Below are 15,356 nucleotides of genomic sequence, written 5' to 3'. Positions count from 1 at the left end.
AGTTTCAAAAAATCGATAGACTAACTTATTTTCTATATAATCATTCAACCTGTAAATTTCATCTTTTGTTATAAAGTCACTATTATTTTTTAAAGCCTTTTTTATCTCTGTGTAAAAACTTTTACTATAACTTTTTAAATTTAAAGACTCTATTTTGTTAACCATGCTATTTGTCATTTCGTTTTCAATTTCGTTAAAAATATCAGGTTTTTTAATTTTATTAAATTAATTACTTTGGATATTAGCTGTTTTTCCCAATCATCCTTATTACCAAATAAGTTGTCATCTAATAATGATCATTAAATATTTCTTTCATTTGGAATATAAATATCATCGATTATTTCTGACTCAATAAACACACAATATTTTGTATTAGTATCAATATTATTATAATAATTATAATACTTTAGAATAACTTGTTTTGATTCAATTATCTTACTTTTAACCAAGTAATTTGCTATGAGTAACTATGTTACTATTTGTTTCTAATATATTAATGTTAAAATTAGAATTTTCTATTTTTAAAAAATGTTGTTGCATTTTAAAATTTTCTTTAATTAATTCATTTATATTAATATTTTCTTGTGAATTTTCTTGTAAATTATTTACTATTAGTGTTATATTTATTAATTTTTCCTTGCATATAAGTAGCTTATAAAAAACATTTTAAGATATTTTGTTTATTAAAAAATCTTTGTCTATATCTAACTGAGCACCATCATAATGATAAAAAGATACTTTGCTTTTTATCAGTATTTTGCATTATTTCATTAATTGTATGATTTTGGATAGAAATATTTTCATCTCCTTTTTGGAATTCAAAGCATCTTCTCTTAAGAGTATTTGATTAATTATATATCGATTCAATTTTTATTTTTTTGAAGGCAAGATATTGAATTCTTCCATTACATATGTTTGATCCATTTTTTTTCTTTTGATTTATAAAGTGTACAAAAAGAATTGTATCTCTGATCAGTGAATCCTATACCATTATCTATTATTTCAACATGACTAACATTTAACTTATTAATATTTTTATCACTGGTAAATAGGTTATTATTAATATAAAAAACAATTTTTATTTTTTTGTTTATATTTTTTTGATCCTAATTTAAAGAATAAATTGAATTGTTTATGGATTCAATAAGTCATGTTAATCTATCTTTTGATAGATTTGTGTAATTTGTATAACCTTTTATAGAAAAATACATTTTATCATTTTCTTTTATGTTTATATTTTACTCCACTATTTAAATCATTTATATTTTAATTCGAAATCAAAACATATTTAATAATAAAATGATTATCCTGAAATAAAGTTCAGTCTAACAACTTAAATAATAATTGTTTTGAATCAATATAAATATTTTGAAAGCCCAAATAGGAAAAATAAAAATATACATAAATGGAATTAGATTCAAAATTAAAGAAGATTCTGTCAACAAGGAAAAATCAGTTTATTTAATAATTGGCGTTAATGTTGAAAAAAAAGAAATTTTATGTTTTTGAATAGCTGAATCTGAATAATCTAAACAATGATTAATAATTTTTGATGAACTTTAAAATAAGATGCTTAAAGATGTTCTTTTAACTTGTTTTGATAATTTTAAGGGAATATTAGAAGCTTTAAAAACTGCATTTACAAATGTTCACATTCAAAATGTATTATTCATCAAATAAGAAATTCCACTAAACATGCATCCCCAAAAGATGTTGCATCATTTACGAGTGATATTAAAAAAATATAAATTACCAAGTTATGATACTGCACTTAAAGCATTGGACTCATTTGAAAAAACTTGAGAAGAAAATATATGTGTACTATTAAATCATGAAAAAATAACCTTGATGAATTAGTAACATTTTTTATTATTCATATGAAATTAGAAAAAATAATCTATAAAATAAATACAATAGAAAATCTAAATAGAAATATTATAAATATTACAAAAACAAAAGTTTATTTTACAAATCACCAATCATTATCAAAAATAATTTACTTGTGTTTATTCAACACTCAAGAAGATTATGATTAAAAAGATGTTCACAGTTAACCTCAAATATTAAATTAATTAACTGCCCTATCTCATGACAGATTATGTTATATAAATATAGTTGTTATCAAGTGATTCATGATATACCCTAAAATTAGTTCCTCCAAAAATCTCTACAGCACCATAAAGCAAGCATAAATTTCATTTTAATGTTTGAAAACATTTATTTGTTTTTTAGTTTTTTAAATTCTTGCATTGTTTTTATTATGCGTTGATAATTAAAAAAAAAGAAATATGAATAAAAATTAATTTTTAAAATATTTGCACTATTTTATCATTTAATACTTTTATTCATATTCTAGAAAGGGATATAAAAATGGAAAAGAAAAAGAAAAATAAATTAAAAAAGATTTTGCTTAGCATTTCTTCTATTGGTTTATTATTAGCTATTCCAACTGCAGTTGTTTTATCTTTGAACAAACCAACTCACACACAGAAAAAATCTCCTGACACTAATCAACCAAAAAATGATGATATTAATTTAGATAAAAAATCTGGAAATCCTGATGAAGAAAAAATACCAAATGATAATGATGTTGTAAACAAAGATGACAAAGACAATAACATAAATTCAGATACTAATGATGAAAAAGAAAAAAATAATATAGACAAAAAAGAAGAAAATAAAGATAACGAAAAAGAACAAGAAAATAATGAATTTAGTATTGATTTAAAAAAGGATATTAGTCTAATCACAACTACTGATGAACTTTTTAAAAACAATGATAAAAAATTATTAGAAGATCTATTAAATAAAGATAAAAAAATTATTACTACATCAAATAATGATATACAATCATCAACAATTTCTTTATCAAATAATTTAGATTTCAAGAAAACAAAAACTTTTAAGCAAGTTGATTTAACTAACAAACAAATTATTTATTTCAATAATAATGAAATCATTAAAATAAGCAATATTGATCATCTATTTAAATATATTGAAACAGATGACTTTATTAACAAATTAATTAAAAAAAATAATGAAAATATTACATATAAACTAAAAGATAAAAATGACTTTTATGTAGATAAACAATTTATTTATTTTACATTTAATGAACTATCTAATAGTAAAGTAAATAAAGAAATTATTATAAGTATTCCATTGCCTAACATTGAAATTAATTTAAAAGACATTGCAATTAATCTTACAAAAGAAAATAAAACTATAACAGAAAAAGTTAATATTAAATTGAATGCCCCTTTAAGTTTTAGTGATATTGATCAAAAAAAACAATTACTTTTAATTGACTACAACTTTAATAGTGAAAAATTCAAAGTAGAAGTTTTAAAACAACTTGGTTTAATTGAAAAGAATACAAATGATAATAAAATAAATTACTCTAAAATTGCTGATAAATTAAAACTATTCAATTCAGAAATAAAAGACATCAAGATTATCACTTCTTCAAATAAAGCTCCTGGTACAAAAGGTTTTGATAACAAATATGATATTGTTTTAACAATTGTTCCAAAACAAGGTTTTCACTGAGAAGATAACACTAATGTTGAAAAACAACTAAAGATGAAAAATATTAACATTGTTCTAAAAACAGCTACTTGAGAAAATGTTGGCAAATATTACAACAATGATATTAAATTATTAGTGTCACGTTTTAGAACAAATAAAGGTTTAAGAAATCAATTTAAACATGAATTAGATAAACAAATTATAGTGATAGATGTTCAAGAACTTATGAAAGATGATCTTAAAAAATGAAACATGGATGTAGAATTTGTTGATATATGATCAGATTTTTGAAGTTATAGAAAAGCATACGTAAGAATGAAACTTGTACCACTACCAGGTTATACATATGAATATAACAAGTATGAAAATGAAGCTTATTTTACTTTAGAAGTAAAATTGGGTTATGGTAATTAATTATTTATAAAATTAATTGAATAAGTTTAAAAAAGATAAATTAAATATTTTGAAATAAATTTATATTATTAACTGAATTAGAATATTTAAAAAACCTATCTTGTATCATAAGGTAGGTTTTTTAAATGGTTAATATAAAACTATGTTTTATCATTAACGCCAACAACATCAACATTCTTTAAATTAATTGTGATAGTTAACATAGTTATTAAGCTTAACAATAAAAATAAATATATTAAACCAAAATTAATATATAAACTATTTGGCAAAACAATATAATTTTGAATTAGTGCTGTTGTTAAAATCCCAATTGAAAAAGTAATTAACATTAAAAAATAACAAAATGATTCAAACAAAAAATTCTTATTTTTATACTTAATACCATTAACTAATGACATTATCATATTTTTAGTATTTCCTGTCATCATTGCAGCATTAAACTGTATTTTTCTTTTTTTGTTTAAATGAACTCTTTTAAAACTAATTGCAATTAAACCTCCGATTGCTGATAAACATAAACCAGAAATTATGTTTTGGTAACTAATATAATTTATTGTATTAAATTTTAATACAATACTTGGAATTATTAATATCATACAAATTAATAAGACTATAGGTTTAAAACTAATTTTTAGGTTCTTAAATAACTTCGATACAAAATAAAATATAAAAGTAAATAATATAAAAGAAACAAAAAGAATCAAAGAATATGATGCTTCACTTATATTACCTTTAACATAAAAAATAATTAATTTTATTAAGTTTCCAGTTTGAAATAAAGTAAATGTTTGTGCCCTATATAAAAAACAGTAAGCATCTATTAATCCACATAAAAAACATAGAAAAATAAATAATAATAGATCTAAACTTCCAATATATTTTTTCATAATGCTTAATTATAAATCTACATAATGTTTTATCAATAAAGACTTTTTATTGATTTGTTGATTTAACTATATAAAATTTATGTGCTTAATTCATTAATGAAAAATATTGTGTTTAAATCTATTATTGTCTATTTACTAAATAATTTTGATTTTATATTTGGGTGATATTTAAACAATTGATCTTTAAAAGATTTTGTTTGATTTGGGTATCTTAACTTATCGCTACCATCTATTAAATTATAAGCTTGAATTGGTAAATATGATGGTTCTGAACTAGTGGGAAAATTATTAACAAAAGGTACAAAATTTATAGTGCCAACCTCAGAATAATTATTATTGTTATCAATAATTGTTGTGTTTTGGTAAGAAGATGATACAAGTCCTATAAACAAACCTTCATCATTAATAACTAAACTACCACTAATACCCCCATAGCTTGGAGTTTTTGTGTTTCTTGGAAAGATTGTTTTTTCTAAATTGCCATAATATGAGAACGTAGGTTTATTGTCTCAATAAACCTGATGATTATTATTACCATTCAAATTTTTTCAACTTAAATGAGTATAGTAAAAATGCGAGTATGTTCTTGGGAGTCTGAATTGTCCAGCTGGTTTATCATAATCTTGAATCTCAACAGTTCCCATTGGCACACCTCTACTTTGGCTATCTCATGGATAACCATACAAATAAACATTTGTTGGCTCTAAAGTATAGTTTGAATAATATTTAAATATAGTTTCATTTCACTTATTATCCAATTCTTTTTGTTTGTTTTTAATGTTATTAATTTCACTTTCTTTTGTTGCTGCTTCAAATCTTGGTCTTACATACAAATCATAAAAAGCTACATCAATATAACTTAAATCTGTGTATATTGTAGATTTACTTCTATTTTTATATTCATTAGGTCTAGAATTTGACAATCTATCATAAAAACTATTATATGTATTAATTACAGAATCAATTTTGTTTTTTATTGATAGTCTTTTAGCTGGTTTTGATAAATCACTAGAATTGCTAGTAGATTCGTTTTCATAATAATCTCATTCAAGGACTGCAAAATCTGCAAAATAACCATTATATTCTTCAGTTTTGTTATTTTCTTTTAAATAATTTTTTACATAATCATCAGCATTTTTATCTTTAATAAAATCTTTAGCCATAAAAACAGTTTTGGGAATTCTTTGATTTTTATAAATTAAAGATGTATATCTATTGTTTTCATATCAAGCTAATCCAAATTCTTTTGTATATCCACCTTTTGAAATAACATCATTTTGTTTGTATTCCTCGTTTTCATTTGTGTTTATTAAATGTCTTGCAACATGAAAATTTGTTCCAATAAAAAGTTTAATGTAATTGTTGTTTGTTGAATCTTTACAAAAAGCATAATCTAATAATCAACCAGTTCCACCACTTAAGCTTTTAATAACTTCTGGATCATTTGTACCTACTTCATTTTTAAAAAACAATGAAAAAGTGATGTTATTTAATAGATTCATGTAATCACTATTTTTTAATGATCTATCTTTATATCAATTTAGATTAGGCTGATTTTGGTTTGGTGTAAAACCATTACTATAACTTTCAAGTTGCAATTTATTAGACAGTTCTTCCCCTATTTCTTTATCACTGTTTGGAATGTTGTTATCAACTGGAGGTTTATTATTATCAATAGGCGGATTATTGTTATCAACTGGTGGCTTATTTTCATTATTTGTTGGTGGTTTGTTGTTATCAACTGTTGGTTTATTTTCATTAGATGAATTATTGCTAGAATTTGTATGAACAGAAAAAACTATTGCTACTGGAACAGTTATGCTACCTATTGCAAGTAGTGATAAAAATGAATAAACTGTTAATTTGATACTTTTTTTCATCTTATAAAAATTATAAATAATAAAATTTAATATGCATAATTTTATAAATTTAATTTAACTAAATTTATATTGAAAAATATTAAAAGTTTATTAACTGTGGTAATAAGAAAGTTTTGTTCAAATAAATAAATAAATTAAAAAAAATAACGCTTTAATAAAAACGAAAAATGCTATTTATTAACTAATTTGTTTAATGGTAAATTAAAAATTAACTATACGATATAATAGTTTATGAAAATATTAAATTATATTTATATTGTTTAATTAAAGGATAAAGAAATAATATGAAATTATCTCCCAAGAAAATTGCAACTTTGTGTGGTGGGTTATTTTTTGTTGGTGGATTGGTTACAATTCCAATTGTAACAATTCACTATAATAAATATGATCTTTGATATAAAGAAAAAGTTGAAGAAAAAGTCTATGAAGTAGCATGAGATAAAACAATGTCTTTTTTACATCTGAAAAATTGAGTTACTATAGAAAATTTATCTAAATATCTAGAAATATTTTATCCTCCTGAGCTTCCAGATATTCCAAATACTTTAATACCAAATTATGTAACAAAAACTTATCTAATAAAAAATGAAATTGGTTTTAAAAATTTTGTTTCTTGTTTTGATAATGGAGTTAATTTAATGGGCAGTTATTATAATAGTAAATTAACTTATATTATTGCAATAGCTTATGATAACAATAATAAAAACAACTACACTGTTAGTGTGTCAATATTAGATATTAAAAATTCAAAAACAGCAACATTCACAGCAATAAAAGTTACAGAAAAAACACTAATTTAACAAAATATTTATTAAATAATTAGTGTTTTGCTCGACTGACATGTGAAGTGCAACACTCGAAAAAGAGTGTGCACTTCATTTGTTTTGTTTGTAAGTGTTCACTAATAAAAAGATAATGAATATTAGGAGTGCTTATGAAAACTTATAAACATTTAACAAAAGAAGAAAGATGCTTAATTTATTTTCTTTGAAATAAAGAAAAATATTCTATGAATAAGATTGCAAAAATCTTAAATAAAAACAAATCAACAATATCAAGAGAATTAAAAAGAAACACATCTTCAACAGGAATTTATTATTCATCAAATGCTCACAAAAAATACATTAGAAGAAAATCAAATTGTCATATGTTTTTTATGTTGAAGTACAAAAACTTCACAGATCTTTTTATTCAAAAATTTAATCCTAAATCTCATGGTGTAGAAGCTACAATTTTTTGAATAAAAGAAAACTATCCATTAGTTAAAGTTCCAAGTGCTAGGCAAGTATTTAGATGAATCAATAGCAAGATTTGAAAGATACAAAGAAGAGATTGTTTAAGAAGAAAATATGTTAAAGGAAAAAGAAGAAAAATAGGTATATTTTCTAAAATTGATGGAAAATACTGCATTCCTTATAGTCTAAGACCAGAAAAGATAAACAAAAGAAAAGAATTTGGACATTGAGAAGCTGATCTAATAGTTAGTAAAAGGCAAAGTGGTTATTACCACTTATTAACATTAGTAGAAAGAAAAACAAGGTTGGCAATTATTAGAAAAATAAAAGGTAAAAACGCTAGATCAATGATGGCTAAAATGTATACCATTATTCGAGATGAAAAACTCCCAATAAAAAGCATCACTGTTGATAATGGGTTAGAGTTTCAAATGATGGGAATAACTGCAAAACAATTCAACTTTAAAGTTTATTATTGCCAACCTTATTCTTCATTCCAAAGAGGGTCCAACGAGAACATAAATGGGATAGTTAGAAGATGATATAAAAAAGGAACTGACTTCAGTTTAGTAAGTGAAGATAAAATAAAAACTCTTGAATGAAAAGTAAACAACATCCCAAGAAAAATGTTTGGTTATAAAACAGCTTACCAAATGTATCAAGAAAATATTTAAAACAAAAAACTCTCAACTTATATTTCAAAGTCGAGAGTTTAATGTAACATTGAAGTGTTGCACTTCACATGTCAGTTAGGGAAAACACTAATTTAACAAAATATTTATTAAATAATTAGTGTTTTTTTATTTTTATTAATTATTTCAAAATTTTTAAATTTTATTTTAATTTTTTCTTTCTTTATTAATCATATAAACAAAAATAAAGAAGGAATAAAATCTAATACCATACCTATTCCAAACATCAAAACTATGTTTAGTAAATTTGGAACAAATAGTTTTAATAAGAACAATGTAAAAACAATTCCATAATAAATTATGTTTATACATATTGATTGAATTAACATGTAACTTGTTTTTCCATATCCATAAAATGTGCTATCAAATATACAATTATTAAATAAAAATGTTATATAAAAACCGGTTTGGATTAACACAATATTATAAATAGAATTATAATCTTTTGCATTTAACACATACTTTATAAATGGTTTTCATGACGGAATTGATATTAATCATAAAGATATAAGAGCAATTACAATTAAGATATATCCACATGTATTATTTTCAATTGATTTTTTGCCACTTTCTCCAATATCTCTTTTGATTAGGTCACTTAATGCTAGTGATGGCAATAATAATCAATCTCATATAAAACTATTAGCAATCCAATAATTACCTTGTTGATTGACAAGATTTACCATTCTTATTATTACTAAAGAAAAAACTAAATTTCTTATAAATGATTCAACTCCAGAAAATAATCCTTGTTTAAATCATATTTTTGTCCATTTAAAAGATCACTTTTTTCTTTCAAAAAAGTTAATATCTTGTTGTTTCAATAATATTAAGGCTAAACCTACTATAACCAAATTAACAATTATATTTGTGATTGCAATACCATTTGCTCCAAGTTTAGCTGAAAAATTAAGATTACTTACAAGAAAAGTATCAAATAATATAGATAAAGACATTTGAGATATTAATATAATATACAAGTAAATTTGTTTACTATAAATTGTTATTACTATAATGAAAAATTTTCAAGATGTTAAAAATAATGCTGCCACTGTTTCAAGTCTTATGTAAGTTATTGTTTCATTTATTAAACCATTTGATTGACCTAATAAATTAACAAGATCTTTTGCAAAAATAATAATGAAAACCATAACTACTAAATAAAAAATTACAATAACTAAAAAACTTGTTTTTATTCTGTTGCTTCTCTCTCTATTATCTTTGCAATTCCCAATAACACAATATAGTGGCAAAATTAATGATTCTTGAATAACTTCATATATTAAATTAATTCATGATAGTTGACTTGCTATGTTTAATTGACTATCATCTGGGAAACTACCAAGTCAAAATATTCTAAATATTTTATATATGGTAGGGATAAGCAAGGTTAAAAATATAGCAAACAATATTTTAAAATTTATTTGTTTTAAAGCTTGTTTTATTTGCATTGTTTAATAATGTCATTTATTTTTTCCTTGTTTTTCCCTACTCATTTTTGAGAATATTCAACTCATTTTTTTGTTTTTTGGTACTGAGGGTTTTTAATATCCATATCATTAATAACTTTTTGCATTCTTCATATTAATTTTTCTGCAAAATTTCTTAATATACTTTTATTTAAACCATATGCTTTTAAACATAATTCCATTTGATTTAGTTTTAAATCATCATTTTTTAATGGATCACCTAAATTAATTCATAGCCAAACAATGTATGTTAAGTCTTCTCATCTTTTTCCAATACTTGCAGTATCTCAATCTATTATTGCTATTGGTTTGTTATTTTCAAAAACTACATTACATGGTGATAAATCATTATGACAAATAACTAAATTATTGTTATTTGTAAATTTTGTTGAAATATCATGCATTAATTTCACAATTTTCATAAATTCTATTAATTGATTTATATCTATGTTACCAATATCTAAAGGAACAAAACCTTTAATATATTCAAAATAATCATAATTATCATCATCGGTTCCAAGATATTTTTGAGAAAAATCAAAACCATTTTTTTCTAAAAAAATAAGAATATTGTTTGCGAAATCACTTTCTTTTTTGTGTGGTCTTCTCACATAAATTTTATTAATTTTTTCAACATTATTTGTTGATCTTCCGCCGTGTAATTTTTCAACTGATAAAATTTTAGTCTCAAATTTCATAAATAATCTACCATTAATTTAAAATCTTATTTTTCACTATTAAGTAATTTAAAAACAACTTTCTTTATCAATTATTTTTAACTTTAATTTATCGTAATTAATATATTGCAAAATTTATTAGTTTTATTTAAACATTATGTTTTTATAAATAAAATCATATATTGTTCAATTTTTTCTATATTCATTTTTTTGTATTTAATTCTTAAATTTAAAATTAAATGCACTTTTTCTAAAATTACATATAATATCGACATCAAATATTTGATTTACACATTAATAACAAATATCTTTATGAGGTAACCTATCTATTCTCAAATATTGTTAATTTAATTTTGCATATATTTGCATCATTTTTTTAAAAATCTTTTCTTGTTTTCATTTTTTTTATATTAATTAAGCCATTTAAATTTAAAAGCAAACATCACAATATCTAATATGTAAATAATATAAAAGTGTTATATCGCTAAATTTGCATTTTATAGATTCAAATTAAAAATACTATAACTGATTATTTTTTAAAAAAAACTTTTCATATTCATTTTGTTTATTTCCTTATATTTTGTTAACTCAACTTATAATAATATCGGAAACACACCTATTTAAAAAATAAAATAATTTTTATTTATTTTAAATTTACTTTATAAAAGTTAATTATTTTTTGTTCAATATTAATTTTATTAATTTTTATTAATTTATAAAAATTAATTAAAAATTACATTTATTATATTTAGAATTATTAAGCGCCCTTTAAATAAAGGTTGCATTTATTAATTTAAAAGAGGTAAATATGACTGAGTTAATGAATATAAAAATAATAAAAAAAGACAATCGTCTCGAAGATTTTGATGCTAAAAAAATAATAAATGCTGTGTCAAAATCAGCTGAAAGAGTTCTTATTGATCTAAAAGAACAAGACTTTGATATCTTAGTAAAAGATATTGTAGATATAATAAAATCAAAAAATATTTCAAAAATAAACATAACTCAAATGCATAATATTGTAGAAACAGCATTAGAGAAAAATTTTAAAGATGTTGCCAAATCATACAAAGATTATAGAAATTATAAAAAAGACTTTGTTTTAATGTTGGACAATGTATATAAGAAAAGTCAGTCAATAATGTATTTTGGTGATAAAGAAAATAGTAATTTAGATAGTTCTTTAGTTTCAACTAAAAGAAGCTTAATATTTAATGAATTAAACAAAGAACTATATAAAAAATTCTTTTTGAACAAAAAAGAATTACAAGCTTTAAATGATGGGTATATCTATATTCATGATATGAGTTCCAGAAGAGACACAATAAATTGTTGTTTATTTGATATTGAAACTGTTATGAATAATGGTTTTGAAATGGGTAACATTTGATATAATGAACCATCTACATTGGATTCAGCTTTTGATGTTATAGGAGATATTGTTTTATCAACAGCTGGTCAGCAATATGGTGGTTTTACATTGTGTGAAATGGATAAAGTTTTAGCAAAATATGCTGAAAAATCTTATAAAAAATATTTAAGTAAATACAAAAGATTAAATATTGATGAAATTACAGCTGAAAAAGAAGCCTTTAATGATGTTAGAAAAGATTTTGTTCAAGGATGACAAGGGCTTGAATATAAATTTAATACTGTTGGTAGTTCTAGAGGTGATTATCCTTTTATCACTGTAACTTTAGGACTTGGAACATCAAAATTTGAAAAATTAGCATCAATAACTTGTTTTGAAGTTAGAAGAAAAGGCCAAGGAAAAGATGGATATAAAAAACCTGTATTATTTCCTAAAATTGTATTTTTATATGATGAAGAACTTCATGGTGAAAATAAAATTAATTCTGATGTATTCGATGCTGGAATTTTATGTTCATCACAAGCTATGTATCCTGATTGATTAAGCTTGACTGGTGAAGGATATGTATGTGATATTTATAAAAAATATAAAAAAGTTATATCACCTATGGGGTGTAGAGCATTTTTATCACCTTGATATAAAAATGGAGGAATTAACCCTCAAGATGATCAAGATGAACCAATTTATGTTGGTAGATTTAATATCGGTGCAATATCTTTAAATTTACCTATGATTCTTCAACAATCAAGAGTTGAAAATAAAGATTTTTATCAAACGCTTGATTATTATCTTGAAATTATAAGAGAATTACATATTAAAACATACAAATACTTATCAAAAATAAAAGCATCAACAAACCCATTAGCTTATTGCGAGGGTGGTTTCTATAATGGATTTTTAAAACCACATGAAACAATTGAACCACTTTTAAAAAGTGCTACAGCTTCTTTTGGTTTTACAGCACTTAATGAATTGCAACAACTTTATAATCAAACATCATTAGTTGAAGATGGTAATTTTGCAATTGATGTTTTAGAGTACATTAACAAAAAAGTTTTAGAATTCAAAAAACAAGATAATATATTGTATGCAATCTATGCTACTCCAGCAGAAAGTCTTTGTGGTTTGCAAGTTGAACAATTTAGAAATCTTTATGGAATAATTGATAATGTTTCAGACAAAAGTTATGTTTCAAATTCATTCCATTGTCATGTTTGTGAAGATATAACACCAATTCAAAAACAAGATTTAGAAAAAAGATTTTGAAATCTTTCAAATGGTGGAAAAATTCAATATGTTAAATACCCAATTAACTACAATATTGGTGCTATTAAAGCATTAGTTAGAAGAGCAATGAAACTTGGCTTTTATGAGGGTGTAAATTTATCACTTTCTTATTGTGCTGATTGTGGACATCAAGAACTAAATATGAATATATGTAGATTATGTAAATCTATGAATTTAACTAAAATAGAAAGAATGAATGGATATTTATCTTATTCAAGAGTTAATGGGGATTCAAGATTAAATCAAGCTAAAATGGATGAAATTGCAGATAGAAAGAGTATGTAATATGAGATATCATAATATAACAAAAGATGACATGCTTAATGGATATGGAATTAGAACAGTGTTATGAGTAGCTGGTTGTGAACACAATTGTCCTGGTTGCCATAATCCAATAACACATGACATTAATGGTGGTATTGTTTTTGATGTTAGTGCTAAACAAGAAATTTTTGAAGAACTAAAAAAAGATTATGTATCTGGAATAACTTATAGTGGTGGTGATCCATTACATCCAATAAATGCTAATGAAATTGGTGAATTGATTAAAGAAATTGCAGTTAAGTTCCCAAATAAAAACCAATGATTATATACAGGTTATATGTTTGAAGATATTATTAAATACGATTTTATAAAACTTTTAGATGTTGTTTGCGATGGAAAATTTGAAATAAAACTTTTTGATCGTAATTTAAAATGAGTTGGTAGTTCTAATCAAAGAGTTATTGATGTTAAAAAAACAATTTCACAAAATAAAATAGTTTTATTTGATGATAATTTTGATGGGAACCCAACACTTAAAAGTTATAAGTAATAAACTTTAAAGCAAACAAATATTTATAGCTCCAATATAATTGGAGCTATTTTTTATTTAATTAATTTAAATTATTTTCTAAAAATTAACTTACTATGGTATTCTAAAAAAATATTATTAAATGACATTTTTTTAGACAATAAACTATGACATTCTTCGTATTGTTTAAAATATAAACTTGTATCAACATTGTTAAGCTTTTTTGAAATAACAACTTTTCATTCGTTATTAAAAGTAAATAAACCTGAATCAAATAATTTGTGGTGATTTTTGCACAATACAATACCATTATTTTCATCATATGCTTCATTTTCTTTACATACTGAGTATGGTTTAATATGACATGCATCTAAAATAACTGAATTATCACTGCAACAAATGCAACATTTTAAATCTCTATCTAGAATTGTTTTTCTAAATAAATGTTGAAATTTTCTCACTTTTATTTCATCTACTTTATCATTAATTAACATCATATTTTGAATGTCTAAATCAAAATTAAAATCATAAATTTTTATTTCTTGTTCATTCAAATAACTATATCAAGGTATACACTTTTTGATATTTTCACAACATTTTGAAATTAAAAATTGTTTTTCTAATTCTCAATTTATAATTTCGACATTCATCTCTATATTATTAGCATCTGTTTTAATCACAAAATCATAATTAGACATAGCTTTAACAGGTGATTGTTTAATTATAGATAAAACACTTCTATAAACATCAAGATTTTCGCTATAAGTACTATTATTTAATCCTAAACTCAAATCTCAATTTGATTTGCTTTTTTGATATTTTAAAATAGTGAATAATAATAAATCATTTGTTATTAGATCATAAAATCTCTTAACAATTTTTATATTAGATATGTTAATTTTTTTATTAAAAATATTTTCAAAATCATATGCTTGAAGAATTGATAATATTAGAAATGGTTTATATGGATAAAAAATAGTTTTAGTTTTCCTTATTTCATTGATTTTTTCAAATATTATAGAATCTTCTTCATTAAAATTTCCAAAAACTAATGGTGCATTAACTTTAAAAATTTCATTACAAAACTCAACAATACTAACTTTATCTTTCATAATAAATTTA

The 15,356-nt window shown here is 22.5% G+C and carries 13 protein-coding genes; 7 read left to right on the top strand and 6 right to left on the bottom strand.

Annotated elements, in window-relative coordinates; translation table 4 throughout:
• The first annotated feature begins 1,368 nt into the window (after positions 1–1,368).
• Positions 1,369–1,527 carry a hypothetical protein gene (locus EXC57_RS05185; RefSeq protein WP_159402894.1) on the top strand — a complete coding sequence of 53 codons (159 nt, stop codon included), beginning with the start codon at positions 1,369–1,371 and terminating at the stop codon, positions 1,525–1,527.
• A 32-nt stretch (positions 1,528–1,559) separates the two neighbouring features.
• On the opposite strand, the gene EXC57_RS05180 is transcribed toward EXC57_RS05185, so the two are convergent.
• Positions 1,560–1,697: a hypothetical protein gene (locus EXC57_RS05180; RefSeq protein ID WP_004024567.1), complete on the bottom strand. Its 138-nt coding sequence runs from the start codon at positions 1,695–1,697 to the stop codon at positions 1,560–1,562.
• Positions 1,698–1,814: 117 nt separating this feature from the next.
• Between EXC57_RS05180 and EXC57_RS02675 the strand changes: the two genes are divergently transcribed.
• Both EXC57_RS02675 and EXC57_RS02670 read left to right on the top strand, forming a co-directional pair.
• Positions 1,815–2,036 carry a transposase gene (locus tag EXC57_RS02675; protein ID WP_004024566.1) on the top strand — a complete coding sequence of 74 codons (222 nt, stop codon included), beginning with the start codon at positions 1,815–1,817 and terminating at the stop codon, positions 2,034–2,036.
• 334 nt (positions 2,037–2,370) lie between these two features.
• Positions 2,371–3,942 (top strand): P35 family lipoprotein, encoded by a 1,572-nt coding sequence (locus EXC57_RS02670; RefSeq protein WP_129692598.1) that lies wholly within the window; start codon positions 2,371–2,373, stop codon positions 3,940–3,942.
• Between the two features lie 140 nt (positions 3,943–4,082).
• On the opposite strand, the gene EXC57_RS02665 is transcribed toward EXC57_RS02670, so the two are convergent.
• Both EXC57_RS02665 and EXC57_RS02660 read right to left on the bottom strand, forming a co-directional pair.
• Positions 4,083–4,829, bottom strand: a complete 747-nt coding sequence (locus tag EXC57_RS02665) for a YoaK family protein (protein ID WP_004024563.1) — start codon at positions 4,827–4,829, stop codon at positions 4,083–4,085.
• Between the two features lie 128 nt (positions 4,830–4,957).
• The gene (locus tag EXC57_RS02660; protein WP_004024562.1) at positions 4,958–6,709 is read right to left on the bottom strand and encodes an MIP family Ig-specific serine endopeptidase; all 1,752 of its coding nucleotides are present in this window, start codon (positions 6,707–6,709) and stop codon (positions 4,958–4,960) included.
• Between the two features lie 284 nt (positions 6,710–6,993).
• Between EXC57_RS02660 and EXC57_RS02655 the strand changes: the two genes are divergently transcribed.
• Both EXC57_RS02655 and EXC57_RS02650 read left to right on the top strand, forming a co-directional pair.
• Positions 6,994–7,509: a hypothetical protein gene (locus EXC57_RS02655; protein WP_129692597.1), complete on the top strand. Its 516-nt coding sequence runs from the start codon at positions 6,994–6,996 to the stop codon at positions 7,507–7,509.
• Between the two features lie 134 nt (positions 7,510–7,643).
• A complete protein-coding gene (locus EXC57_RS02650; RefSeq protein ID WP_129692514.1) occupies positions 7,644–8,618 on the top strand; it encodes an IS30 family transposase in 975 nt (324 codons plus the stop codon).
• A 107-nt stretch (positions 8,619–8,725) separates the two neighbouring features.
• Here EXC57_RS02650 and EXC57_RS02645 read toward each other — a convergent pair whose 3' ends face one another.
• Both EXC57_RS02645 and EXC57_RS02640 read right to left on the bottom strand, forming a co-directional pair.
• Positions 8,726–10,087, bottom strand: a complete 1,362-nt coding sequence (locus tag EXC57_RS02645) for an MATE family Na+-driven efflux transporter (RefSeq protein ID WP_129692596.1) — start codon at positions 10,085–10,087, stop codon at positions 8,726–8,728.
• Positions 10,078–10,803: a phosphotransferase gene (locus tag EXC57_RS02640; protein ID WP_004024560.1), complete on the bottom strand. Its 726-nt coding sequence runs from the start codon at positions 10,801–10,803 to the stop codon at positions 10,078–10,080. The genes EXC57_RS02645 and EXC57_RS02640 overlap by 10 nt, the downstream gene beginning before the upstream one ends.
• A gap of 787 nt (positions 10,804–11,590) precedes the next feature.
• On the opposite strand from EXC57_RS02640, the gene nrdD reads away from it, so the two are divergent.
• Both nrdD and nrdG read left to right on the top strand, forming a co-directional pair.
• The gene (nrdD, locus tag EXC57_RS02635; protein WP_004024558.1) at positions 11,591–13,726 is read left to right on the top strand and encodes an anaerobic ribonucleoside-triphosphate reductase; all 2,136 of its coding nucleotides are present in this window, start codon (positions 11,591–11,593) and stop codon (positions 13,724–13,726) included.
• A gap of 1 nt (position 13,727) precedes the next feature.
• A complete protein-coding gene (nrdG, locus tag EXC57_RS02630; protein WP_004024557.1) occupies positions 13,728–14,255 on the top strand; it encodes an anaerobic ribonucleoside-triphosphate reductase activating protein in 528 nt (175 codons plus the stop codon).
• 71 nt (positions 14,256–14,326) lie between these two features.
• Here the strand turns inward: nrdG and EXC57_RS02625 are convergent, their stop codons facing one another.
• Complete coding sequence (locus tag EXC57_RS02625; protein ID WP_004024556.1) at positions 14,327–15,346, bottom strand: HNH endonuclease; 1,020 nt, start codon at positions 15,344–15,346, stop codon at positions 14,327–14,329.
• Between the last annotated feature and the right edge of the window lie 10 nt (positions 15,347–15,356).

This window comes from Malacoplasma iowae (assembly GCF_900660615.1).
Classification (GTDB): Bacteria; Bacillota_I; Bacilli_A; order Mycoplasmatales; family Mycoplasmoidaceae; genus Malacoplasma; species Malacoplasma iowae.
Note: the sequence above shows the minus strand (reverse complement) of the source record. Positions and strands in the feature narration are given on the sequence as shown.